This is a genomic window from Flintibacter hominis, assembly GCF_014287965.1.
Classification (GTDB): Bacteria; Bacillota; Clostridia; order Oscillospirales; family Oscillospiraceae; genus Lawsonibacter; species Lawsonibacter aceti.
On sequence record NZ_JACOPO010000001.1, the window covers coordinates 501,243 to 525,911 of the forward strand.

The window sequence follows — 24,669 nt, forward strand, 5'->3', positions numbered from 1 at the left end:
AGCGGTATCCTATCAATGGATATTCACATGAAATGAAAAAGAGGGGCGGAAATGAAGGAAAGTCTGAAGGAAAGTGAGTATATCAATTCCATTGTCCGGGCGACAGAAATTTTGAATCTATATCGGGTCAAAGATGTCAAATATCTTGGTGTGACCGACATCAGCCAGGAGTTAGGACTGCATAAGACCTCGGTGTTTCGTATCGTCAAAACGCTGGAACATACAGGGTGGCTAGTCCAAGACGCGCCAAATGGGAAATATCGGATTGGCGCGAAGCTGATCGTCCTCTCGGCTGTTTCCCGTCAGCAGTTTTCTATTGACGACATGATCTATCGTGAGATGCAGCTGCTGGGGCAGCGGTTTAACGAGGATATTGTCCTGACCGGCCTGGTAGACGGCTATCAGGCGGTCTGTATCACAAAAATAAAATCCAACAATGCGCTCCAGATATCTTCCAACGTAGGGTATGCCATCGGAATGACCAAAGGTTCCACCGGGAAAGTCCTGCTGGCCTATCTCCCTAAGGAGATGCAGGAAAAGGCAATTCAGTTGGACAGCCCTGACATCACAGAGGAAGGCCGGGAGGCACTCTTTAAGACATTGGAGAAGATTAGGGAAACCGGATACTGTGTATCTACTTCCGAGCGGGACGAGGGAGTTTCCTCTATTTCCATGCCGCTGTTTGGGCGGGACGGACGCATCATTTACTCTTTGGGCATCGTAGGGGAGGAGCATCGCATGACCAATAAGGGCCGTGAACAGATGCGCCGCGCCCTGCAAGCGTCGATAGAGAGGATCCAAGAGGTGCTGTCTATCGTATAAAGGACCTATCGGCTTTACTTAGCCTCAGGACGGCCCATACCCATTTTCCCGGCTCAGGGCCAGAACACAAAAGGAGGATCGCCATGGAAGACCATAAAACAAAGATTGTGGTATTGGAGAGCGGCTGCCCCCACTATCAGGCGGGGGATGAGATCTATTTCAGCGGCGCATTTATTGAAAAGGAAAAGAGCGCGGAACTGTGCGCTGTGGCTTTAAACGCCGTTTATCCGTTTGTATATGCCGCCCGCCGGGGCGGAAGTGTAAAGCCGACGCCGGTTCAGTGTCCCGACTGCGGCGAAAGCGTCGTATTCCAAGTGATGCGCCTGGATTGAGATCCGCTGTGCAGAAATGACTGAAAAGAGGAAAACAATGGGAAACAGAGCAGCTGATAGAACATACGAAATACAGTGCCCCTCCTGCGGAATGTGTTATAGAGAATGTGTACTACAAGCGGATGCCATCACGCAAACAGAATATGGGGTAAAGATTGATTTGGACAGATGCAGCCGCTGCGGTCATTGTGCGGCGGTCTGTCCCACCGGCTGTATGGAACATCCATATGCGCCCCTGCAGACGGAACAGCCTCTGGTCCTGCCCCCGGAAGAGGCTCTGGCTTTCCTTCGGACACCCAGGTCAGTGCGCCGATATCGGTCTGATCTGGTCCCTAAAGATGTCATAGAGAGACTTCTCAATGCCGGACGCTATCCTCAGACCGCGAAGAATGCGCAGGGGATCAGCTATTTGGTGGTGAGCGGACGGGAAAAAGTGGTACAGATCAATCAACTATACTGTGAGATCGCAAGAACTTTGCCGGAGGACTTTCCACTGCGAAGCCGTGTCATGCGCCCTGTACTGGTCCAGGAGGAGAAAAAGACAGACGCGCTTTTTTACGGCGCGCCTCAGCTGATATTTACTCTGGCAGATATGGACCACGAGCGATGGAAGGAGAACAGCCAGTTTTCTCTTACATTTCTGTCGCTCATGGCACCCTCGCTTGGGTTGGGCACCTGCTGGTGTGGGCAGATGGGCCTGCTGACCGCTCAAATGGAGTATATGAAGCGGTTTGGAGCGCTGATAGGACTGCCGGAAGGAAAACGAATCTGTGGATGCATGATCTTCGGATACCCTGATGTGAAGTTCAGACGGCTTGTGGCCAGGGATCCTCTGGAAGTTTTTTGGCGATAGTAGAGACTGAAGCGCTACAGCTCCGCGACATATCCTGATTAATAATTGGAGATGGATGGAACAAAACCCTGATGCGTAAAAGAAGTGTGCCGCCTGTTTTCACAGGCGGCACACTCTTTGCTTTCGTCAGCCCTATATGCTTATACCTTCTTGGTATATAGTTATATATATTCAGAGGTTGACATGTAAAAGCCGATGTTCTATAAGAAAAATATTGTTGCGAATGCTTCTGCTATCCTGTATCTGGTTATCGCAGAGAATCAATCTTCATGAGCGGTGTCAGCTAAAACGTCTGGATCAGAAGGGGCGGCCTTCTTATTGATAATTTTCATCAATACAGGGCTGAACAATGCTACAAGAATCAACACGACCAAAACCATGGAAATTGGTCTTGTCAAAAAGTATTGGAATAGCCCTGTACGCTTCGTGATGACCAATGTCTGTCTCCAATTGCTTTCAGCTATTGGCCCTAGGATCATAGCCAGAACTACAGGTGCCGTAGCAAATCCGTACTTGCGCATGAAATAGCCGATAAAACCAAAAATCAACATAATCCACACATCAAAAATGCTCTGTTGGACAGCGTAGGAGCCCACAGTGGACAATGCGATAATCAGCGGCGCCAATATCGTCATCTTTACAGTAGAAATTTTAACTACCTGTTTACATACTAGCAATCCGGCAACGCCCATTAAAATATTTGCGATTGCAAATGCTAAGATAATACAATAGACGATAGGACCGGTAGTGGCATCAGTAAAAAGCTTATAGCCGGGATTCAATCCCTTAATCATCAATCCGCCCAGCATGATAGCTGCCACGCCAGAACCGGGGATTCCCAAGGTCAAGAGAGGAATCAGGGCACCTCCGGTGACTGCGTTATTGGCGGTTTCAGATGCTGCAATACCGACAAGCGAGCCATGTCCAAACTGTTCAGGATTCTTCGAGGAGTTCTTTGCGGTGTTGTAAGAAATCCAAGAGCCGATATCGCCGCCAGCACCAGGCAAAATTCCAACAAGAATGCCAATAATAGAGCTTTGTGCAATCGTGGGAAGTAACGGCTTGAATTCGCGCCAAGGTAATAGCGGGCTGCCAGACAAATTCTTGGCATTCTCATCCAGAACGGTAGATTTTCCTTTTACTACATCTTCTATCGAAAACATGACTTGGCTGATGGAAAACAGGCCTATCATAGCGGGGACTAAGTTAATACCTGCTTGAAGCTCTAAAAAACCGAAGCAATATCTGGGGGCCGATGTTTGGATATCCAGGCCCACGCAGCCAATAATCAATCCGAGGCAACCGGAGAGCAACCCTTTCATCATGTTATCGCCGGCCAAAGACCCAATAATGGTAAGACCGAATACCCCAATCAGAAAGTACTCCAGGCTGCTGAATTTCAAGGCGACTTGGGAAAGAGCCGGCGCAATGAACAGCAATGCAATTGCGGAAATTGTTCCTCCAATCATCGAACAGATGGTGGAGGTGCCAATTGCCTTGAGTCCTTTGCCCTGGCGGGTAAGCGCGAATCCATCTGCTGCGGTGGCTGCTGATGCAGGAGTGCCAGGGGTGTGGAGCAGACATGCGGTAATAGAACCGCCATAAATTGCGGAGGTATAAACCGCAACCAACAAAGTGATGCCTGCCTCGCCACTCATACCGAAGGTTACGGGAATCAACAACGCCACTGCCATAGAGGCAGACAATCCAGGCATAGCGCCAATAAACATACCGCCTAATGTGCCGGCGATAATTGCAACGATTACGTCGGGCTGTGTGAGCATAGCGGCACCTTGCGCCATTAAGTTAAACATATGCTTGCCCCCTTACTTCAACAGAGGTACTTTCAGTACCACTACAAACAAAACGTAAATAAAAACTAAATAAACGGCGTCTATTGTTAAAATCAACCAAAGCGGCTTGACTTTCTCAATTAGCATAAATACGAGGATCAAAATCGCCGTTGCAATAAAATAGTTCGTAAAGCTAAATAGGACGCAATATAATACGACACCCAAAAACATCAGAATGGGGACTTTGATTTCAGAGATAGAAGTGTATCCCTCGTTGGAAGGATTCTTTTTTAATTGCCTTACCGTGCGGACTAAAAGAGCTGTATTACATATCAGAGCCACTGACAAAATCAGCCGCGGCATAGTTTCGGCACCGCTCTTCATAGTAAAGGTCTGCATGAAACAAAACAACATGAATGCGTAAATCAAAATACAGGCAAAAATGTCCTGCTTTGCCTTTCTGTTCACCAAGGATCTCCTCCCCTTTGCGGATATAAGACACAAAGCCAGCGTCCCCCAGGCGGATGCGCCTGGGGGGACGCCGCCTATTATTATGTGATATCTGTCATGTTATGAAGCGCGGATTAGGCACCCCAGATCTCTCGGGCAGTGTTCTGCATTTCGGTCAGGTAGTTTAGATACTCCTCGCCTTCCTTGAAATCAGTGGTGGTGTAAATATCAGACAGCTGCTTAATCATATCAGGATCCTGAACCGCCTGCTTAACTGCGTCAGCTAGAACGACTTTAATATCCTCGGGCACATCCTTCAACATAGCATATCCGCGGCTGGAGCAGCCAGTAATGTCGGTTCCAGTCAGCTCCTTGTAAGTAGGAACGTCGGGCAAATTGGGGTCGCGCTCGTCAGCAAATACGCACAGAACTTTATACTGACCATCCAGATGACCGGCGGCCATTTCGGAAACATTACCCATTACAAAGTCGGTGGTACCGTTCAGCAAGAAGGTAATATTGTCACCAGAGCCTTCAGAAGCAATAATGTCTACTTCAACACCAAGGTCATTCGCCACCAGCATATCAGTAGTAGAATCGTCAGAGGTAATACCCATACCGGATGCGGAGGTAATCATTACACCTTCCTGTTTCCAGTAGTTTGCAAAGCTCTCCCAGTCAGAGTAACGATCATCATCTACTCGGATGGCCATACAGCTTGAGTCGGTAACCTGGTTGCAAATTAACTCGAAGTCATTATGATCATACTTCATCGTGTTATTCACATCGTATTTACCGGCAGTTACATTGGGGCTGTTGATGAGGAAAAAGCTATATCCATCGGGGTCGGTACTCTCCAGCATTTGATTCCATAGCACCCAACCAGAGGCGCCCGTAACATTTTCGACGGTACAGGTAGTACCGAGAATCTCACCGACCTTAACCGCCATCAGACGGCACAGGGTGTCGGAGCTGCCGCCGGCAGAATAGCCACAGTACAGTGTAATATTTTTATTTCCTGGGTAGGTTCCGGTTTGAGAAGGGGCCTGTGCTGATGTAGACGTACCACCGTCAGCGGATGTAGAGGGCGTCTTGGTGTTGTTGTTTCCGCAAGCGCTTAAGGTCATTACCAGAGCCAAGGACAACGCGGTAATGGATGCAAGTTTCTTTTTCATAATCTATTCTCCTTTTCATCCTAATTTTTATTTGTACGGGGGTGGGTTCCCGAACAAATCGACAATACCTTACACTGGAGACTAAATACAAGGAAACTATCACTACAATTTGAAGTATAGCCTCTACATTTACTTCATTCAATCGGAAAATATTTATAGAAAAGAAGGGCCGTTTTTATCTATTTTTCCGATTCTTAAAGGGGGAATGAAAAATTTCTTCATTTATAAGGTAATTTAATGTAGTGAATGAAGTGACTGTTACCCCTGTGAAACAAAAGATTTTCATAAAGACACATTCGTGATAGATTACAGAGAAGGTTTCGAGTTGTTCATGAGTTGGAACAATTTAAACGATATCCGCGCTAACTGTTCTAATTCTCGGTTGGATTTGTTTCTAGATGCATTGAATAGAAAAAAACTTAAAAATCACACCCGATTTCTTTTAACTTTTCATCTACCCAAGGGCGAATATATTCGCCTTTATGGATAATATTTTCCATAATTTTTGCTTCCTTTTCCATCGTCTTGCAGGTAGCGGCGGCCAGTGCTTCAGCGTCTACAGGATCGATAATAACAATACCATCTCCATCTCCGACAATAATATCTCCTGGTTTTACTGTTTTCCCTCCAATAACAATAGGAACATTGATTTCTCCAGGTCCATTCTTGTAAGGCCCATTGGGGGTTACACCTTTTGCATAGACAGCAAAATCTGTCAGTGTGCTAATTCCATCAAGATCGCGGATCGCCCCATCACAGACAATACCGGCGATCCCCCGAACTCGGCAATAGCTGACCATTAGTTCACCGAAAATGGCACGGTCTACACTACCGCCAGCGTCGATCATGATGACATCCCCAGGCAAAGCCATATCCATAGCTTTGTGGAACATGAGGTTGTCTCCCTGCGGCATACGGATTGTAAAGGCTGTGCCCAGTAAAGGGCTCCGGTTCATGGGACGAATTGCCGCGTCTACCGCTGCAATTCGTCCCATATTATCATCGATGTTGGCCACTGGCATCTCTCGGAACAGTTCTACCAGTTTTTTATCAGGCCGGTTGATTTCATATACAATTTTGTTTCCTATACTCATTTTGCTCTCCTTTACCCTATTTGTACCAATTAGCCTTCGGTTCGTTTCAAATAAACTTAAGTCCTAAATCTTTGTCTAAAACTGCGCGATTGGCTACATAGCGACGAGGCAGCTTTCCTACCGTGAGGGCGTCAGGCAACAGTTGGCATACCATGGTAATTTGCGTCTTTTTTGCTCCCACACCATATGATCCGCTATGGGGGCTCAAAATTACATTGTCCATTTTAAGCAACGGATCATTTGCTTCTATCGGCTCTTTTTCCACGGTATCCAAGCCGGCATAAAGGATTTCACCGTTTTGTAAGGCCCATGCAAGTGCTTTCTGATCAATCACTGGGCCGCGAGACGTATTGATAATCATAGCTGTATTTTTCATTTTGCGGAATGCGTCTTCGCTAAAAATATGGGTTGTTTCAGGAGTAAGATTAACATGTATCGATATGATATCACTGTCCGTGAGCAGTTCATCAAAAGATACAAACTTCACATGTGGATACTGGCGCTTAACTTCGTCTGTAATATAGGGGTCACATGTAATAATTTTTGTACCAAATCCATTGTAGAAGATATCATGCAAGTGGCGGGCGGCCCCACCAAACCCGAAAAGCCCTAAGGTCATCTCTCGAACATCCCCAGGGAGTAAGTATTGACACTTAGGCCAACCACCCTTGCGAATTTCGCGGTCATAGTAATTGGTATTACGGATTAATCCCATAATCATAGCCGTGGCTAAATCTGCAAGCTCTTTAGCACAAAAACCAGGCAGATTTAAAACGACGATACCCAGTTCTGCAGCTGCGTTCAAATCAATGGAATTGACGCCTACACCAAAACGTTGTACATATTTTAGTTGTGGTAACGCTTCCATAACTTTGCGTGTAATGGGGGGATTTCCGGTCGCTAAAATTGCAATTGCTCCTTGACAGCCACTGATAATTTCTTCTTCTGTAATAAAGTGTTGTGTATCCAGTTTTAAACCTGCCTGGGCATAAGCTGCTCGTACTTTCTCCAATTCTTCGGACGATACACTGCCATAGTCTTTATCTACGACTACTGCTCTTTCCATATATCTCCCTTCCTTTTGACCCAAATGATTTTGACTTTATGCTTCGGTTTATGTATATTGCACAATTTGATTTGGCTTAATGATAGCATATCATTGACGAGAAGTACAATTCAATATATAATATAATCAACATTCCTTTTATGTCATATAGACTCCGGGAGAATCTGAAGGTAAGAGCTATGTTGTATAAAAATTACGATTATTTTCTGACTATTGCGAAGCTTGGCAGTTTAACAAAGGCTGCTGAAGCACTATATGTTACTCAACCATCTCTTAGCAAATATTTAAGTCGCCTTGAAGAAAGCCTCAATATTCAACTATTTGATCGATCTTCCTCCCCGCTTTCATTGACCTATGCCGGGAAATTATATCTTGACTATGTCAATAAAATGGCCGACCTGAATCGTCAGCTTCAGGATGATTTTGATAAAATACGCAATGATGAGAAGGGAGAATTTACATTTGGTATTACAAGCTGGAGGAGCAGTATTATGCTCCCCACTCTTCTGCCGCTGTTTCGGAGTCGGTATCCACATATAAAAATTAATGTTGTGGAGGGCAAAAGCTACACATTTGAAAGCGCTATGCTGAACAACCAGGTGGATTTTTGCCTGATGAGTGTACCATCTAACTTTAGTTTCCCTGCTACTTATGAAAGTCTTGGGATGGAGAAGATTTATCTGGCCGGAAATCGACGGCACTTACTTGTCCAACATGCGTTGCAGCAGCCGGCAGGCCCTGATGGTATACACAATTTTGACGTTTCTTTACTGAATGGCGAACAATTTATTAATCTAAAGCCAGGTCAGCTGCTCTGCCGTTTAAACCAGCGATTTTTTAATCAACATGATGTGCATCCTAGAGAGATCTGGAGTACAGAAAATATCGTGACCGCACTGAATCTAGTTAATTGTACAGAATATTTTACATCTATCCCTGCGCTATGTACCAAGATGGAGCATTTGCCTGAAAATGTCGTCCTCTTTGAGTTCGGAACGCCTCCTCTTGAGTGGGAAATTGCCATTGTCTATCCTAAAAACTCACATATTACACGTACTATGAGATTATTTATAGATACAATCAAAGAATTATATAGCTATCCAGCTTGATCGATTAAGGAGTGTAATACAGTATGAAATTAATTATAGGCGATAAAAGAGGCGAAAAAGCGCAAAACCACAACCACTCAAGTGGCAGTCAGGATTAAACTGTCTGGAAGTAATCGATCAGTCATAGCTCTAACGCTGCGAATGAGAGACTGGTTAGCGGAGTTCCTAAGAGGGGCACAATGGCCTTTAGGGGATAACACCAGGCCGGGATTTTCTCATTCTAACAGCTTTGGTATCAGATGTGAAAAAGGAACGGATAACGGCCGTAGCTCAATCCTGTAAAACCACCTTGATTGTAATAGGGGGATCTTCGGGTGAACACTTCTTTTGTTCGGCGCATTCAACAAGCCCGACTTACTCATGGACAGTTAAAAATTGCGGACTATTTTTTAAAACATCAAAATCGAATTTGCACAATGAGCAGCTTGGCGGTTGCACGTGAAGTAGGAGTAAGCGACGCCTCTATTATTCGTTTCTCACGAGCAATTGGCTACAAAGGTTTTGCGGATTTAAAAAATGATTTGCATAGCAATTTGACACAAGAGCTTTCGCAGATAAATCTAGGTAAATATCCGCCAGACAAGCGCCTGGATGTGCAAGTGAAAAAGTATGAATATTTAAATCGTCCCGCTGAACTGCTCCATCTTTTGCTAAATAATGTGGAACAGTCCCTTCGACAAAATGACTTTCAACAATATGAGCGGGCGGTAAATCTTTTGTCTAGTGCTCGAAGGCATCTGGTGCTTGGACTACATGGGTGCCAGGGGATTGCACTCTATTTTGCACGGGCGCTTAGTTTTTTGATGGACGATGTACGGACTATAACTGCTGGTTCCAGTGATGATGCTGCATTGCTTCAAAACTTGTGTCAAAATGATGTAGCGCTTGCGATCAGTTTTGCCCGATACTATAAAAGTGATTTTATATTGGCTAATTTAATCAAAAGTCAGGGGATTTCTTTGATTACCCTTACTGATAGTACCGCATCTCCCTTGGCTCAGGTTGCCGACGTTGTCCTATTAGTAGAAACAAAACATATGAGTTTCCTAAATTCCGCTGCTGGGTCAATTAGTGTTTTAGAATATTTATTGGCTATGCTTTGTTGGAGAGAGCCTCAGAAATATCAAATGCATATGGAGGAGCGTGAAAAATTTACTGCCCCCTTCTTGTAATGACGATCTTGTCATCCACTACAAAATCTATTCTTTTTTGTCACTTTTTTTGCCTTGTATAGCGGACTAAACGACAAGTTATCCAAAAAGCATAGAGAAATTTTAGAAAAAGTCTGCCATTGAATGTTGTGTGTGTAGTGCCTATAATCAAGTTTGTAGTATATACTACTTTCTGCGTTCTTGCCTATAACCACAACCCTTAAAAGAAAGGCAGGCAAATAATCATATGACACATCGGGTTTTAATTTCTGAAACTGTCGCTCAGGAAGGAATTGACTATCTAGAGGAACATGGGTATCAGGTTAAGCGTGGACATGGAATTGATCACTTATCATTGTTAGAGGATATTCAGGATTGTGATGCTGTACTTGTCCGAGTAGCTATCATTGACCAGGAGATTATAGAAAAAAATCCTCAACTGAAAGTGATCGCAAAACATGGCGCGGGCTACGATAATATTGATGTCGGAGCCGCGGAAAAGCAAGGAGTTCGAGTTGTTTTTGCGCCAAATGCCAATTCCCTATCTGTCGCTGAACATACCATGGCGCTTCTCCTTGCCTGCGCAAAAAAAATTCCTTATTTTTCTCGTGAATATGCGAATGGAAATCCTCAGGTACGTGATCTCTATCCAAATGATGAGATTCATGGCAAGTGCCTAGGGTTACTTGGCCTTGGTAGAATTGGAATGGCAGTGGCCAATATGGCGATACATGGCTTTGGTATGCGTGTTATTGCATATGACCCATTTTTAGCTGAAAATAGAGACATTGGTGAGGTAAAGCTGGTACATAATCGGGATGAATTGTTGGCACAGGCGGACTATGTCAGTGTCCACATCCCGGCGACGCCAGAAAATATTAAGAGTATCAGTAATCATGAATTCCAGATCATGAAGCCTACGGCAGTTTTAATTAATGCCGCCCGTGGAAAAATCGTAGATGAAACGGCACTGGAAAGGGCTATTCGAAATAAGGAAATTGCAGGCGCCGGTTTGGATGTGAGTGACCCGGAGCCAGCTGTGCCTGATAATCCGCTTTTCCATATGGATGAGGTAATTATGACTCCTCATTGTGCAGGCACAACGCATGAGGCTATGGTCCGTATGGTGCTTGATGCTGCAAAAGGGATCGACGAAGTATTTTCCGGCAGGGAACCTACTTACAAGATTATATAATACTTTATGAAAAGGCCCTCTCATGCGGTGTTGTTGTCCCGTTTTGAGAGGGCCTTGTTGTACAGATGTTTCGTCCTATTGCCCGGACTGATAAAAGATAGTCATATGTTTCCCATATAATATTGGGGGGAAATTTTTACTAAAATAACTGCGATAAGATTGGCAAGAGAAACCTTCTGATCTACGAGGAATATCTAAATAGAGTCCTTCGTATCCCAAGTATCTGGCGTTCATGGACAAGGCTTATGCGGCTGAAGGAAATGAAGATGAAGAATTTCTTAAATAATGTAACTAATAATGCCGGTTACAACTTTTCTGAAATAACTTTAGAACTCTTTTCATCAAAAATATTTTAACCCGGACAAAGGCTGTCTGGGTTTTCTATTATTCTCCAATATAGAGTGGAAAAGAATGTCTCGTAAGCAAGGGCAGTCATGAACTTTTCATAGACCGGGGAGATCGTTTCAGTTGGTACGGCGGATAAACGACGGTTGGTTACAAAGACAATATTCCGAACTGGTGTATACGTTGAATATGGTATGCCACGGCACTACACCGAGCAAATACTGTGGCAGTCACCTAATAACCACTTACCTATCGGCTTGGAAGTGAGGCGTGTATCGTCTCCTGGATCCAGGCATACATCAGCGGAAGGTGGTTTTCAGAGGTGCGGATGTTCATACGGAAGGTCGTGGTTCATAATCAGAACATGAGGTGAGGGAAGTATTCTCGACAGACAGGGGAGATCATGATAAGGATAATTGGGTTCATTGGCACAATTGAAGAAAACATGGAGTAGGGTAGAACTTCATAGATGAAAAAGCCCCCGTCAGATACTGCTTCTGCAGTATCTGACGGGGGCTGGGCAGTTCGAAGCTCACTTGTCAAAGATGTCTTGCAGGGGAGGAGTTTTTAAGTGTTTATGGCGTCGCGGTGACGACACGCTATACACCTGATATTATCGGGCGTCCTTACTGTGACGGTCCAGGATATACTGGACCATAACGGCAATACCGTAGGGGATGGCCTCATCGTTAAAGTTAAAGGCCCCATTGTGCAAAGCTGTGTACTCAGTGCCATCGGGCCAGCCGATCCCCAGCCGGAAGAAAGCGCCCTTACCCACTGCGCTTACTAAATTGGAGAAGTCCTCAGACCCCATGACTGGGCCATCCAAGGGCTTGACGTGGGACTGACCCAGGGCTTTGACCATAGCCTTCTCTAGATTCTGAGTCACGCCGGGATCGTTGTATAGGGCGGGAACGCCGCGGGTATACTCGATCTCAGCCCGACAGCCTAGTGCCTGGGCGGCCCCCTCGACAGTACGTCGGATTTTGGACTCCAGTTCATCCCGAACGCCGGGGTCCAGGCAGCGGACCGTACCGCCGAACTTGACTTCGCCAGGGATGACATTGAAGGCGTCGCCGGCATGGATGGAGCACACACTAACCACCGCCTGCTTGGCGGTGACGATTTCGCTGGATACGATGTTTTGTAGAGCGCTAACCGCTAGGGCGGCGGCGGGGATGGGGTTCATGGCTTTATAGGGCCGGGCACCGTGTCCACCTTGGCCAATGACCCGGACCTGGAACATATCGGCGGAGGCCATATATTCTCCGGGCCATACTCCCACTTCACCTACCTTTAGATAGGGCCACCCGTGGAGGCATACCACCTCCTCCACGTCAGGATCTTTCAGGGCACCGGACTGAACGATCTTGAGGGCGCCATACAGTCCCTCCTCCCCGGGCTGGAAAATCAGCTTTACCACGCCGGAAAACCGATCCCGCCACTGGTGGAGCAGCTTGGCTACGCCCAGCAGGACGGCCACATGACCATCATGTCCGCAGGAGTGGGCTGCGCCAGGATTTTGGGAGGAATAGGGGGCACCGCTCTCTTCGGTGAGAGGAAGGGCATCGATATCAGCCCGAAGGCCGGTGACGGGACCATCGCCCAGACCGCCCCGGATGATGGCGACTAGGCCGGTCTCCAGCTCCAGAGGCAGGATCTCTACCCCCATTTCTTCTAGTTGCCGACGAATAAAGGCGGTGGTCTGAAACTCCTGGAAGGAGAGCTCAGGATTCTGATGGACGGTCTGGCGGCAGCCAGTGCAGTATTCCTTTAGGGCAAGAGCTTCTTTCAGCACATCTGTCATAGTGATATCCTCCTAGAAAGAGGGGCACGGGCCCCGTTCAGATGGGATAGGAGCTCGCCCGGTGCCGATAAAAGGATCAGGACCGGGCGAGGGGCGTATTATTGTTGGCTGCGATAGGGATTGATGGGGGGCTTTGGGTCCATGGTCTTCAGTACACCGCGGGCGCACACATTGGAATTGGGATGCTCCTTGAAGATAACAAAGGTATCCCCCTTCTGCTCGCCAAAGACGTCGCCGCAAACCTGGTCGAAGAGCTGTCCCACCTTGTTTTTCTGTTCGTCGGGCTTGCCTTCGGTGGTGTATACGATGAGGACACGTTTCTTAGCGGCGTCGGGGCACATATTTTCCGGCTCATACTCCTGGACCCAGAGGGAGATCGCCATGGGAATCAGGTCAAAAGCTTCACACAGGGCGTTCTTGGTTTCGCTGATAAAACGGGCCTTTTTCTCCGGACCAAAGCCGGCGGGAATCATTGCTGTCACAATAGCCATATTTCAGGACTCCTTTCAAACCTTTTTCTAAAAAATAGCACAAGAACGCTCCGGTGTAAAATGCTAAAAATGTGTGACATCAGAACAAAAACGTATCGGCAGCCCCTTATTGGGGGCTGCCGATGCCATAAAAACACGATGACCAACTCATGTGCCTGAAATAGAGGCCTTCTTTCTTGGAGGCAGGGCGGGAAGCAGGTCATAAAAGGCTTTAGCCGCCGGGTTAGTGTTATACTGGAGCATGGTGATATAAAACATAGCCTGGAGAGAGCTGCCAGTGAGAGGAAACACCCGGAAATTGGAGTCGAGCAGCTTCTTCTGCCCGGCGGTGATCAACGCCACTTTGCGGCTGACCTGAACCGTGAGTTTTTTGGCCTCGTAGGTGTTGACCACAAGGGTGCTGTTGGGGCGGAATCCCAGGAGAGAGCAGCTTTCAATAAAGTTTTTGGGAGATTTTGGACCGCCGGACTCCTGATGAATGACAAAATCCATCCCATTGAGATCCTGAGGGTCCAGCTTGTCCTTGCTAGCCAGGGGATGGCGCTTGCTCATCATCACATAGATATCAGACCGCTTGATTTCCTTATAGATGGTGCCCTCTACAGTGCCGGGGCAACAGGACAGGGAGAAGATGACGTCGAGAAAGCCATGGGCTAGATGGTCCACAAGAAGGCTGTAGTTATACTCCAGGCAAATGAGCTCCACTTTTGGGTAACGCTGAACAAACTGCTCCATGGAGGAGACGACAAGCTCACGCTCGGCGGAGGGACCGAAGCCGATGCGCAGCACCCCTTCATATCCATTGGCGATTAGCCGGGCTTGCGCGGCGGCCCGCTCTAGCCCCTCGGTCAGGAGGACAGCCTCTTGGTAGAAGGATTCGCCGGCTGCGGTCAGGGATACGTTTCGGTTGTCACGGTAAAACAGTTGGAAGCCCAGTTCACGTTCTAGGGAGGAGATATAGCGGCTCATGGCCGTCTGAGCAATATGGCACTCATTGGCGGCCTTGGTAAAATTTAAATGCTTGACCGCCGCGATAAAATAGATAAGTTTTTGTGTGTCCACAGCCAAAACGCTCCTTCCTGTTCGTTGGGTCGCATAGATCAGAAATGTTTTAGAATATTTGAATATTATACTGTAAAACCGGGGAGATTGCAATATTCTCTTGATCTTGGCTCAGTAGCTTGGTGGTGCTATGATAGACAAGGAAGGGGAGAAAGGGATACTTTCTATGCAATTAGCGGCTGATGCCATACATTTTCGATATTTTACAAGAAATCAGGATTATGGTACTTTTGAATAAAAATAGACTGCCTAAAGAAGTATCAGTGGGGTGAATTGCCATGCAGCGGTACCTAAAGCGCGCAAAGGAGTTAGAGTCGGAGATCGTAGAGAACCGCCGGAAGATCCATCAGTTTGGTGGAATTGGGTTCGATATTCAGGAGACTTCGGATTTCGTATTTGAAAAGTTACAGAGCTATGGCCTGCATCCTCAGCGGATGTGCGGCACTGGTATCGTGTGTACCATCGGCTCAGGAGGGAAGACCATCCTGCTGCGGGCGGACATGGATGCCCTGCCAATCCAGGAGGACACTGGCTTACCCTTCGCCTGTCAAAACGGCACGGCCCACGCCTGCGGACATGACATGCATACGGCTATGCTCCTGGCCGCGGCTAAAATGCTGTCTGAGACCCAGGACGAGCTGAAGGGCACCGTCAAGCTAATGTTTCAGCCAGCGGAGGAGGCCTTAAAAGGAGCCACCGCCATGATGGAGGCTGGTGTGCTGGAGAACCCTAAGGTGGACGCTGCCTTTGCCATTCATGTGACTACGGGGCACGAGAATTTCCCCACTGGTAGTATCCAATATGTCCGTGGGGTTGCCTTTGGGGCTTGCGATATGTTCCGTATCACCGTGAAAGGGAAGGAGTGTCACGGGGCCTATCCCTGTCGGGGCATTGATCCTATTAACATCGGAAGCCGTATTGTCACTGCAACTCAGGAGCTGGTATCTATGGAACTGCCCGCTACGGAGGAGGCTGTCATCACCTTCGGAAAATTCCACTCCGGCGAGGCATCCAATATTATCCCCTCAGAGGCGGTGCTGGACGGCACCATCCGCACCTTGTCCAAGGAGGCGAGGACCCTGCTCAAGACCCGCTTCAAAGAGATCGTGGAGCAGACTGCTGCCACCTTCCGGGGACAGGCCATCGTGGAATATCCTCTGGAAACCGGTTTTTGTATCACTGACCCCGACCTCTTTGACCAGTTGAAGCCCACGCTCTGTGCTCTGGCGGGGGAGGAGATGGTCCAGCAGATTGCTCCGGTCAACGGCAGTGAGGATTTTGGGCCTATCAGTGAGATCATCCCCACAGTGTATGTCTGGATGGGGGCCGGAACCCCCAGTGAAGGCTATCCAGAGAAGGTGCACAGCCCACGTACCAAGTTCTCTGAATCAGTCCTGCCCCTGGGCGCGGCTATCCATGCGACAGTGGCGGTAAATTGGCTGGCCCAAAACGCCTAAAACAGCGCATTACTTTATATCAAAGAAGTGAATTGAAAGGGAGGAACTCAATATGAAGAAAAGAAGACTGTTCAGCCTTCTGCTGGCGGCCGCCATGTCTCTGGCCCTGGTGAGCTGTGGAAACGGCGGTGACACCAGCGGGAATGGAACTGCCGACGGCGGGAACGCCAGCCAGGTGGACGCGGATGGCGACGGGTACAAGGACACCGTGAAGTTAGCCATTTCTACGGATCCCAACCTGGACCCGTGGCTGACCGGTATGGCCTATGACTTGAATGTGGGCCGCCAAATCTATGATCCCCTCTTCCGGGAAGGAGAGAACGGTGAAGTAGAGCCCTGGCTGGCCGAAGGCTATGAGATGGTGGATGATACCCATATCAAACTGACCCTGCGCAAGGGCGTCAAGTTCCACGACGGCAACGAGCTGACCACAAAGGACGTCAAGTTCTTCCTGGACAACATTGAAAGCAATGCGTCCGCGGCTTCTCGCTTTGTGTGTTATGACACAGCGAATACTGAGATTATCGACGACTACAACATGGTTGTGGCTCTGAAGTACCCTTATGCTGAGGGCGTCTACCTGATGACCCGTATGTATATCCCCTCCTCTGCCGCCTTCGAGAGTATGGGCGCGGACAAGTTTGCCACTGCTCCTGTGGGTACGGGCCCCTATAAGATGACCCGCTGGGACACCGCAAGTGAGATTGAACTGGACCGTTTTGACGAATACTGGAACGGCCCCGCCGCTACCCCGAAGCTGCTGTTCCGTGTCATCCCTGAGGCGTCCAGCCGCATGATCGAGCTGGAGACCGGTGGCGTGGACTTTGCTTACTCCATCTCTACCTCTGATTATGACCGCGTGAAGGAGACTGAGGGCCTGACTCTGGTAGAGGGTGACTCCTCTCTGTTTACCTCCTTGACCTTCAGTATGCAGGAGCCTCTGTTTGAGCACAAGGACGTGCGCTACGCCTTGTGCTATGCCATTGATAAGCAGTTCCTGATCGACACCTGCTATGGCGGCTATTATACCATCATGGACACTATTTATCCCAAGATGCTCTTTGGTGCCGAGGAAGTGGGCACTGTCCCCTTTGATCCTGACAAGGCGAAGGAGCTGATGGTGCAGGCCGGCTATCCCGACGGCTTTGATATCACCCTCCATGTGGTGGGCGAGGCTGAGAAGCGGGTCTGTGAGGCGATTCAGAGCATGTGGCTGCAGTATCTGAACGTCCGGGCTGAGATCATCCAGATGGACTACGTCAACTTCGAGGCTGCCGGCAATAAGTACCAGGCTGCGGTCCGCACTGGCGCCGCCACCAACCTGACCAGCGCTCTGGTCATCTACAAGACCTCCTTCGGCCGCACCCTGCAGGTGAATGACCAGTATCTGAACGATCTGGTCGAGGCGTCTGACCAGCAGACCGACCCCGCCAAGCGGCTGGAGATGGTCCAGGAGATCCAGGAGTATGTTTATGACCAGCGATATCAGATGGCCATTGCCAACGCGCCCATGGTGTATGCTATGAACGACAAGGCAGAGGGCTTTGAATTCGATATCTTTGGCGCTCCCTTCCTGGCCACCTTCCGCGTGGGCGTCTGATAAGCTCGTCGCGGACAGAGCGAAATGTGAGAAATGCCGCTCTGGGACGGCGGTCTACCTGAAAGGGAGACCGCTGACCGGAGCGGCTTTTCTGATTCGCAGCCAAGCGGAATGAACGTATGTAGGGGGGTATAGACCTTTGATCAAATATATTGGAAAGCGTCTGCTGATGATGATTCCAGTGCTGCTGGGCGTGGTGCTGGTGGTATTCAGCATGATGTACTTTTCTCCCGGCCGGGCCGCCGACTATATGTTGGGCGACATGGCCACAGAGGAGGACAAGCTGGCCTTTGAGGAGCAGAATGGCCTGAACCGGCCTTTCCTGGTCCAGTATGTGGACTATGTATGGGATGTGCTCCATGGAGACCTGGGAACTTCATACAGCAACAAGCGCCCGGTGCTGGACGAGATCCTGGCCCGCTTCCCCAACACTCTGATGCTCTGCTTTGTCAGTATGGTCATCGCTACGGTGGTGGGGGTCACTTTGGGCATTATATCAGCGACAAAACAGTATACCCTGTGGGACAACCTAGCCCGAGTCGGGTCTATCGTGGGCATATCCATGCCGAGCTTCTGGGAGGGCATGATGCTCATCTTGCTGTTCTCGGTGGGGCTGGGGTGGCTGCCTCCTTCCGGCTTTACTTCCTGGAAATGCTGGATTTTACCCGCTGTTACCATTTCTACGGTGCCCTGCGCGACTATCATGCGGATGACACGCTCCAGTATGCTGGAGGCGATTCGCCAGGACTATGTCCGGACGGCAAGGGCTAAGGGGCAGAGCGAGCGGGTGGTCATCTGGAAGCACGCCCTGAGAAACGCCCTCATTCCCGTGATGACGGTCATTGGACTGAACTTTGGCCGTCTGCTGGGCGGTATTGCTATCTGCGAGGCCGTCTTCGCCGTCCCTGGCGTGGGCAAGCTGATCGTGGATGCCATTCCCATCAAGAACACGCCGCTGGTCCAGGGTGGTATTCTGTTTATCGCCTTTGCCATGTCTATCATTAATCTGATTACCGATGTGCTCTACGCATATGTGGATCCCCGGATCCGCTCGCAGTATGTCCGGCGCAAGGCGCCCAAGAAAATGGCCGCCGTGGAAGGAGGGGAGAGTAAATGAGCAATGCCGCTACCGCTGTGCCTGAGACACGGCTGAGAGACAGGGCAAAGAACAGCCAGACGCGGGAGATTATCAGCCGATTCATGAAAAATAAAGTGGCTGTAGCTGGATTTTTCATTATTCTGCTCCTCGTTTTTTGCGCCCTTTTCCCCTCACTTATTGCACCCTATTCCTATGAAACCATGAGTACGGGTCCGAGCTTTGCCAACCCCAGTGCGGAGCACCTGTTTGGTACCGACGAGTTCGGCCGTGATATCTTTAGCCGCGTCATCTACGGGACCCGTACCTCCCTGGCCATCGGGCTGCTGTCCGTTCTTATTGCCTGTGTCCTGGGTACCATTTTGGGCTGTATCTCAGGCTATTATGGAAACCTGACCGATAATCTGATTATGCGGGCCGTGGATATTCTGCTGGCTATCCCCAACCTGATGTTGGCCATCTCCATCGTGGCCGCCCTGGGCCGCAGCCAGACCAACCTGATCCTGGCTCTTGGAATTGGTGCCACCGGCGGTTTTGCCCGCGTGGTCCGTGGACAGATCCTTACCGTCAAGGAACAGGAGTACATCGAGGTGGCACGCGCCATCGGAGCTAGTGACTTTCGCATTATTTTTTGCCATATCCTGCCCAACTGTCTGGCGCCTATCATTGTGCAGATTAGCATCAGTGTGGGTTCCTCTATTTTAGGTGCTGCCGGTATGAGCTTTATCGGACTGGGTATCGCGCCTCCCAACCCCGAGTGGGGCGCAATGCTGTCCGCAGGCCGCAGCTTCTTCCGAGACCACTGGTTTGTGGAAACATTCCCAGGCCTGGCCATTATGCTAGCTGTGTTTGCCTTTAACCTGTTCGGAGATGGCCTACGGGACGCTTTAGACCCCAGACTGAAGACTTGAGGTGAGCATGATGAGTGAAAAACTGTTAGATATTAAAAATCTGGCCGTTCATTATGCCTCCGGTAAGGATACGGTCAAGGCCGTCAACGGTATTAGCTTCGGTCTGGAAAAGGGAGAGTCTTTGGGACTGGTGGGTGAAACCGGGGCCGGTAAGACCACCACCGCCCTGGCCATCATGGGTCTGGTGCCCAATCCTCCAGGAAAGGTGGTCAACGGTGAGATCCTTTTTGAAGGGGAAGACCTGCTCCAAACCAGCCAGGCTGATATGCGTAAGATCCGGGGCGCCAAGATATCCATGATCTTTCAGGACCCCATGACCGCTTTGAACCCGGTCCTTACTGTGGGTGAGCAGATCTGCGAGGTCATCCACCTTCATCAGAATATCCCCCGGACAGAGGCAACTCAGAGGGCGGTCCAGATGATGGAGTTGGTTGGTATCGAAGGGAGCCGCTACAACGACTATCCTCACCAATTTTCCGGCGGTATGAAACAACGTATTGTGATTGCTATCGCCCTTGCCTGTAACCCGGAGCTGCTGGTGGCCGACGAGCCCACCACTGCCTTGGATGTAACCATCCAGGCCCAGGTGCTGGACCTGATTGAGAAGCTGAAGGCCGACTTTAACACCTCGCTGCTTCTGATTACCCACGATCTTGGCATTGTGGCCGAGGTATGCGACAAGGCTGCGATCATGTACGCCGGACGCATCGTGGAGTATGGCAATCTGGAGCATATTTACAACAATACTAAACATCCCTACACCGTAGGTCTCTTCGGATCTATCCCAAACTTTGATGAGAATGTCCGTCGGCTCAAGCCTATTCCGGGACTGATGCCGGACCCCACCCGGCTGCCTGAAGGCTGTGCCTTCGCACCCCGCTGCCCCCATGCCACTGATCGGTGCCGCCAGGCTCCTATTCCAGTGGTGGAGGTGGAGCCTGGACACCTGGTGGAGTGCGTCCTATTTGAACAGCAGGGGGTGGCTGGAGCATGAGTGCGCTGCTGGAAGTCAAAAATCTGAAAAAATATTTCCGTACCGCCAGGGGCACCCTTCATGCGGTGGACGATGTTTCTTTTTCCGTCGAGGAGGGCAAGACCCTAGGTGTGGTAGGCGAATCGGGGTGTGGTAAGTCTACCCTGGGCCGCACCATTCTCCGTCTACATGACGCCACAGAGGGTCAGGTGCTCTATCAGGGGCGGGATATTACCCAGGTGAACCGCCGAGAACTGAAGCAGCTCAGGCAGGATATGCAGATGATATTCCAGGACCCCTTCTCCTCTCTGGACCCCCGTATGTCCGTCAGCCAGCTGATTGCGGAGCCGCTGATCATCTATAAAAAGTGCTCCTCCAGAGCTGCGCTGATTCAAAAGGTGGAGGAGCTGATGGACACCGTGGGACTGGCCCGCCGCCTGGTCAACACATATCCCCATGAATTGGACGGAGGCCGCCGCCAGCGTATCGGTGTCGCCAGAGCCCTGTCCCTGGACCCTAAGTTCATCGTCTGTGATGAGCCGGTTTCCGCCCTGGACGTGTCCATTCAAGCCCAGATCCTGAATCTGATGCAGGACCTGCAGGAAGAACGGAACCTGACCTATCTCTTTATCACTCACAATATGTCAGTGGTGAAGCATATCTCCGACCGCATCCTGGTCATGTATCTGGGTACTGTAGTAGAGCTTGCTGACGCACAGGAGATGTTCCGGAACCGTCTCCATCCCTATACCAAGGCCCTGCTGGCAGCGGTACCCATTCCGGCCCTGCGGGAGAAGCAGCCTCGCAAGCTGCTGAAGGGGGAAATTTCTTCTCCCATCGACCCTAAACCTGGCTGCCGCTTTGCCAGCCGATGCCCCTATGCCACAGAGCTGTGCCGGACCCAGTCCCCTGGGCTGGAAGAGGTACTGCCCGGACACTATGTGTCCTGCCACCGAGTTAGGGAGATCAATCAGCTTTGAATGGGAATAGGACCGGCACGACTTGGTTTTCCATGAAAGCAAAGGCCCCGCACTTCTTTGTGCGGAGCCTTTGCTGTAGAATTTTTGATACAGGTAGCTTGGCAAGAAGAATAGACGCCCCTTCCAAAAAAATACAGCCCCAAATGTCTGCTGCGCATCTGGGGCTGTATTTATATTTGCTGGCTTACTCCAATCTCCAGCTCCAGCGGTCGGGGAAGGAAATCACATTCCCTATTCGGAATCCCGCAGACGCTCCACGATGGTATGCTTGGCTACTGAGCGGTATACCGCCAGAGGGACAAGAGAGCCCAACAGGGCGAATACAGGGGCCGTGGCCAGGATGGGGGCTAAGGTGAAGCGGTAGGTGAAGAACCAGAACATGCTCTGCAAGGCGGAGAAGGCAATCGGGCCCAATACCAGGGCCAGCACCAAGGCCAGGAGCACCGAACCAAGGGCGTACAGCAGCCCCTCCCATACCAGCATCCGCTTGAGCTGTCCACCTGTCATGCCGATGGACTGGAGGACGGCCAACTCCCGCTTTCGGGTGATGATGCCGGTGAGGATCGCATTGAAAAAGTTCAGCACCCCCACCAGTCCAACGATGCCGCTGAGGGCCCCGCCTAGCAGTAGGAACATGGAGCGCATCCCCTCGAACTCCGCGGCATAGGTAGACTTGCTCTCATAGTCGAACTGAGGATTCACATTCTCCGTGTAGTCCGCCAGGAAGGACTCCATAGCGGGGTTGGCCTCATCCGTAGTGTCGAAGGCATAGTACATGACGCTGTCTGTGCCCGTGTCCTGGATAAAGGTCTGGTCGTTCATAATAAACTCGTCCGCCCCGTAATAGCGGTAGCTCAGGGCCATGGGCACTGTCACCAGGGCGGCCACCTCGTACTCGATATCTCGGTACTTTACGGCCCGATCCACCCAGTTGGCGCCCTCGGGCACATTCTCCCAGGGGCCATATATCTCGCCAGTGTCAGGGTTATAATACTCGTACTCTTCCACATAGCGCAGGGTGACTGTGTCTCCCAGCCGGGCCCAGTGGGAGTCCATCTCGGGCTGACCATAGTCGTCGTCACTATACACAGCGGCCACATACCGCCCGCCAGGCTCGTTGAGCTTGGACAGGTCCCCCGCCAGCACTGTCAGGTGGTCCAGAGGGAACTGCTCCATGCCGTAGAGCTGCACCCGGTCGGCCAGCAGGCCCTCCTCGTTCCGGTCCATGAAGTGGACCTTGCTGTCCAGTTGTTCCGGGGTGTTCCATTTGCTCCAGACGGAGCGGTAATACTCCTCGGTGACGAATTCCAGAGCGGAAGAGGTCTTGCCGTAGACCAGGCCGCCGTCAGTGATGCCGCCCTGGGCGTCGATGGCGGAAATGACGTCCTCGGTAACATCCATCTCGCTGTTGTAAGCGTCACCGCCAGTCTGGAACTGGCCAGCATCGGCCACGATAAAGTCGCTGGCGGTGAAGTTGGATACATATTTGTCCATGTCAAAGCCGTTGGTAAAGGTGACCGTCACAGTGAGCAGCACCACGGCCAGGGATAGGGAGAGGACGGTGACCGCGGTCTTGACCCGGTTCCGGCCCAGGTTGGCCTGGGCCATAGAGAGCAAGGAGACGCCTTTGGCGTTCCTCTTTCCTCCATGCCGCACCGCTCCGCCCTCGGCGTATCGTACCGCCTCGATGGGGGACACCCGTGCGGCCATCCGCCCAGGCTTGCGGCAGGAGATCAGAACCGTGACCAGAGCGAACAGGGCGGAGGCCACAAAGATAGCCGGGTTTACTGATACCACGTTGGACACCGCGTTTAGTTGGCGGATGATCACCGGAGTGAGCTGTCCCCCCACCAGCCAGCCCAGCAGCAATCCCAGAGGGATGCCCACCAGAGACAGGGCCAGGGCCTGGTGCCGGATGATCCGGCGGAGCTGCCGAGGGGTGGTGCCGATGGTCTTGAGCAGGCCGTAGAAGCGGATATCGTTGGCCACTGAGATCTGGAACACATTGTAAATAATGAGATAGCCGGTGAAGATAATGAGGAGCAGGATCGCGCCGATGGCCAGCAGGAGGGTGGGGTCCATGCTGCCGGAAAGCTGGGCGCCGGTGTAGCCCCAGTTGACACCAGTGTGGATATAGCCCGGCTGGGTAGAGCTCTGACCCTGATAGCCGTGGTTGGTCAGGATCTCCTCTAGGTCGCCGGCGATGTTCCGGGCCCCATTTTTCAGCATCACGTCCAGATTCCAGGAGCCGGTCATGCCGTCTGTGGTCTGGCCCGGCACCACGCCGGTCTCTGCCAGGACGGCGTCCACCCGGCTCTCCGGGATGAGAATGTGGTTGGCCACGATGGCCTCGTCGTACTCCCACCAGCCGCACAGGGTAAAGGTCTGGGTGGTCGTGCGGCCGTCCACATCAAAGGTGACAGTAAATTGTTCCCCCAGTTTAGGTTCTACTCCCAGCAGCTCCAACACATGGGTATCAGTGGCGGCCTCATTCGTGCCCTCCTGGGGCAGACGGCCCTCCACTGGGTCGCAGAACTGCCAGTGGGCCTCGTTTGCATCGGACCAGCCAATCTCCACATGTGACTTGTTGAAGGGCATCTCGCTGGGCATACCCAGAAAGCGCCGCAGGCCCCACTGACCGATGAGAGGGTCGTCCTTCAACTGGTCAAACTGTTCCTCCGTCAGGTACTTGAAGCCGCCATGGGAGAAGCCGCCCACCTGGCGAAAGTTGTTCTGCTGGATGCCGTCGTTAATGGACATGGCAATGGTGAACAGGGAGGTGAATAGCACCGTGGTCAAAGCGATGGCCAGCACCGCCACAATGTTGCGGGTGCGGTTGGCCCGAAGACTCCTGTGAGAGAGGGTCCGGATACATTTGCCATTGGATACCTTCATAGAGCCCACCTC

The 24,669-nt window shown here is 50.6% G+C and carries 21 protein-coding genes and 1 pseudogene; 13 read left to right on the forward strand and 9 right to left on the reverse strand.

The window, feature by feature from the left end:
• Nucleotides 1–51 precede the first annotated feature (51 nt).
• From H8S11_RS02395 to H8S11_RS02405, 4 genes and pseudogenes are all read left to right on the forward strand, one after another.
• Entirely contained in the window at nucleotides 52–822 is a 771-nt protein-coding gene (locus H8S11_RS02395) for an IclR family transcriptional regulator (protein ID WP_147572102.1), read from the forward strand.
• 83 nt (nucleotides 823–905) lie between these two features.
• The gene (locus H8S11_RS02400) at nucleotides 906–1,154 is read left to right on the forward strand and encodes a TIGR04076 family protein (protein WP_147572103.1); all 249 of its coding nucleotides are present in this window, start codon (nucleotides 906–908) and stop codon (nucleotides 1,152–1,154) included.
• 91 nt (nucleotides 1,155–1,245) lie between these two features.
• Nucleotides 1,246–1,365: pseudogene (locus H8S11_RS14150) on the forward strand (4Fe-4S binding protein); the annotation flags it as partial.
• Nucleotides 1,366–1,368: 3 nt separating this feature from the next.
• Nucleotides 1,369–2,007, forward strand: a complete 639-nt coding sequence (locus H8S11_RS02405) for a nitroreductase family protein (protein ID WP_240287246.1) — start codon at nucleotides 1,369–1,371, stop codon at nucleotides 2,005–2,007.
• Nucleotides 2,008–2,267: 260 nt separating this feature from the next.
• On the opposite strand, the gene H8S11_RS02410 is transcribed toward H8S11_RS02405, so the two are convergent.
• The 5 genes from H8S11_RS02410 to H8S11_RS02430 all read right to left on the reverse strand — a co-directional run bounded on the left by H8S11_RS02410 (nucleotide 2,268) and on the right by H8S11_RS02430 (nucleotide 7,585).
• Nucleotides 2,268–3,821, reverse strand: a complete 1,554-nt coding sequence (locus H8S11_RS02410) for a tripartite tricarboxylate transporter permease (protein WP_240287247.1) — start codon at nucleotides 3,819–3,821, stop codon at nucleotides 2,268–2,270.
• Between the two features lie 12 nt (nucleotides 3,822–3,833).
• Nucleotides 3,834–4,268: a tripartite tricarboxylate transporter TctB family protein gene (locus tag H8S11_RS02415; RefSeq protein ID WP_186852051.1), complete on the reverse strand. Its 435-nt coding sequence runs from the start codon at nucleotides 4,266–4,268 to the stop codon at nucleotides 3,834–3,836.
• Nucleotides 4,269–4,384: 116 nt separating this feature from the next.
• On the reverse strand, nucleotides 4,385–5,425 hold the full coding sequence (locus H8S11_RS02420; protein WP_186852052.1) for a tripartite tricarboxylate transporter substrate binding protein: 1,041 nt from the start codon (nucleotides 5,423–5,425) through the stop codon (nucleotides 4,385–4,387).
• A 419-nt stretch (nucleotides 5,426–5,844) separates the two neighbouring features.
• Complete coding sequence (locus tag H8S11_RS02425; protein ID WP_186852053.1) at nucleotides 5,845–6,519, reverse strand: RraA family protein; 675 nt, start codon at nucleotides 6,517–6,519, stop codon at nucleotides 5,845–5,847.
• 46 nt (nucleotides 6,520–6,565) lie between these two features.
• Entirely contained in the window at nucleotides 6,566–7,585 is a 1,020-nt protein-coding gene (locus H8S11_RS02430) for a C-terminal binding protein (protein WP_186852054.1), read from the reverse strand.
• A gap of 179 nt (nucleotides 7,586–7,764) precedes the next feature.
• On the opposite strand from H8S11_RS02430, the gene H8S11_RS02435 reads away from it, so the two are divergent.
• From H8S11_RS02435 to H8S11_RS02445, 3 genes are all read left to right on the forward strand, one after another.
• The gene (locus H8S11_RS02435; protein WP_186852055.1) at nucleotides 7,765–8,694 is read left to right on the forward strand and encodes a LysR family transcriptional regulator; all 930 of its coding nucleotides are present in this window, start codon (nucleotides 7,765–7,767) and stop codon (nucleotides 8,692–8,694) included.
• A gap of 314 nt (nucleotides 8,695–9,008) precedes the next feature.
• Nucleotides 9,009–9,866: a MurR/RpiR family transcriptional regulator gene (locus H8S11_RS14155; protein ID WP_186852056.1), complete on the forward strand. Its 858-nt coding sequence runs from the start codon at nucleotides 9,009–9,011 to the stop codon at nucleotides 9,864–9,866.
• A gap of 226 nt (nucleotides 9,867–10,092) precedes the next feature.
• On the forward strand, nucleotides 10,093–11,040 hold the full coding sequence (locus H8S11_RS02445; protein WP_186852057.1) for a hydroxyacid dehydrogenase: 948 nt from the start codon (nucleotides 10,093–10,095) through the stop codon (nucleotides 11,038–11,040).
• A gap of 958 nt (nucleotides 11,041–11,998) precedes the next feature.
• Here the strand turns inward: H8S11_RS02445 and H8S11_RS02450 are convergent.
• The 3 genes from H8S11_RS02450 to H8S11_RS02460 all read right to left on the reverse strand — a co-directional run bounded on the left by H8S11_RS02450 (nucleotide 11,999) and on the right by H8S11_RS02460 (nucleotide 14,745).
• Nucleotides 11,999–13,192, reverse strand: coding sequence for a M20 metallopeptidase family protein (locus H8S11_RS02450; RefSeq protein ID WP_186852058.1), 1,194 nt, complete (start codon nucleotides 13,190–13,192; stop codon nucleotides 11,999–12,001).
• Nucleotides 13,193–13,290: 98 nt separating this feature from the next.
• On the reverse strand, nucleotides 13,291–13,683 hold the full coding sequence (locus H8S11_RS02455) for a tautomerase family protein (protein ID WP_147572106.1): 393 nt from the start codon (nucleotides 13,681–13,683) through the stop codon (nucleotides 13,291–13,293).
• Nucleotides 13,684–13,830: 147 nt separating this feature from the next.
• A complete protein-coding gene (locus tag H8S11_RS02460; protein WP_186852059.1) occupies nucleotides 13,831–14,745 on the reverse strand; it encodes a LysR family transcriptional regulator in 915 nt (304 codons plus the stop codon).
• A gap of 278 nt (nucleotides 14,746–15,023) precedes the next feature.
• On the opposite strand from H8S11_RS02460, the gene H8S11_RS02465 reads away from it, so the two are divergent.
• The 6 genes from H8S11_RS02465 (at nucleotide 15,024) to H8S11_RS02490 (ending at nucleotide 21,762) form a co-directional block, all read left to right on the forward strand.
• The gene (locus H8S11_RS02465) at nucleotides 15,024–16,202 is read left to right on the forward strand and encodes a M20 metallopeptidase family protein (protein WP_186852060.1); all 1,179 of its coding nucleotides are present in this window, start codon (nucleotides 15,024–15,026) and stop codon (nucleotides 16,200–16,202) included.
• A 52-nt stretch (nucleotides 16,203–16,254) separates the two neighbouring features.
• Complete coding sequence (locus tag H8S11_RS02470) at nucleotides 16,255–17,802, forward strand: ABC transporter substrate-binding protein (RefSeq protein WP_186852061.1); 1,548 nt, start codon at nucleotides 16,255–16,257, stop codon at nucleotides 17,800–17,802.
• Between the two features lie 139 nt (nucleotides 17,803–17,941).
• Nucleotides 17,942–18,919 (forward strand): ABC transporter permease, encoded by a 978-nt coding sequence (locus tag H8S11_RS02475; protein ID WP_147572110.1) that lies wholly within the window; start codon nucleotides 17,942–17,944, stop codon nucleotides 18,917–18,919.
• On the forward strand, nucleotides 18,916–19,809 hold the full coding sequence (locus tag H8S11_RS02480; protein ID WP_186852062.1) for an ABC transporter permease: 894 nt from the start codon (nucleotides 18,916–18,918) through the stop codon (nucleotides 19,807–19,809). The genes H8S11_RS02475 and H8S11_RS02480 overlap by 4 nt, the downstream gene beginning before the upstream one ends.
• 10 nt (nucleotides 19,810–19,819) lie before the next feature.
• Nucleotides 19,820–20,803: an ABC transporter ATP-binding protein gene (locus tag H8S11_RS02485; RefSeq protein ID WP_186852160.1), complete on the forward strand. Its 984-nt coding sequence runs from the start codon at nucleotides 19,820–19,822 to the stop codon at nucleotides 20,801–20,803.
• A complete protein-coding gene (locus tag H8S11_RS02490) occupies nucleotides 20,800–21,762 on the forward strand; it encodes an ABC transporter ATP-binding protein (RefSeq protein ID WP_147572113.1) in 963 nt (320 codons plus the stop codon). Before H8S11_RS02485 ends, H8S11_RS02490 begins: the two co-directional genes overlap by 4 nt.
• Nucleotides 21,763–21,993: 231 nt before the next feature.
• Here the strand turns inward: H8S11_RS02490 and H8S11_RS02495 are convergent, their stop codons facing one another.
• Entirely contained in the window at nucleotides 21,994–24,657 is a 2,664-nt protein-coding gene (locus tag H8S11_RS02495; protein ID WP_186852063.1) for an ABC transporter permease, read from the reverse strand.
• Between the last annotated feature and the right edge of the window lie 12 nt (nucleotides 24,658–24,669).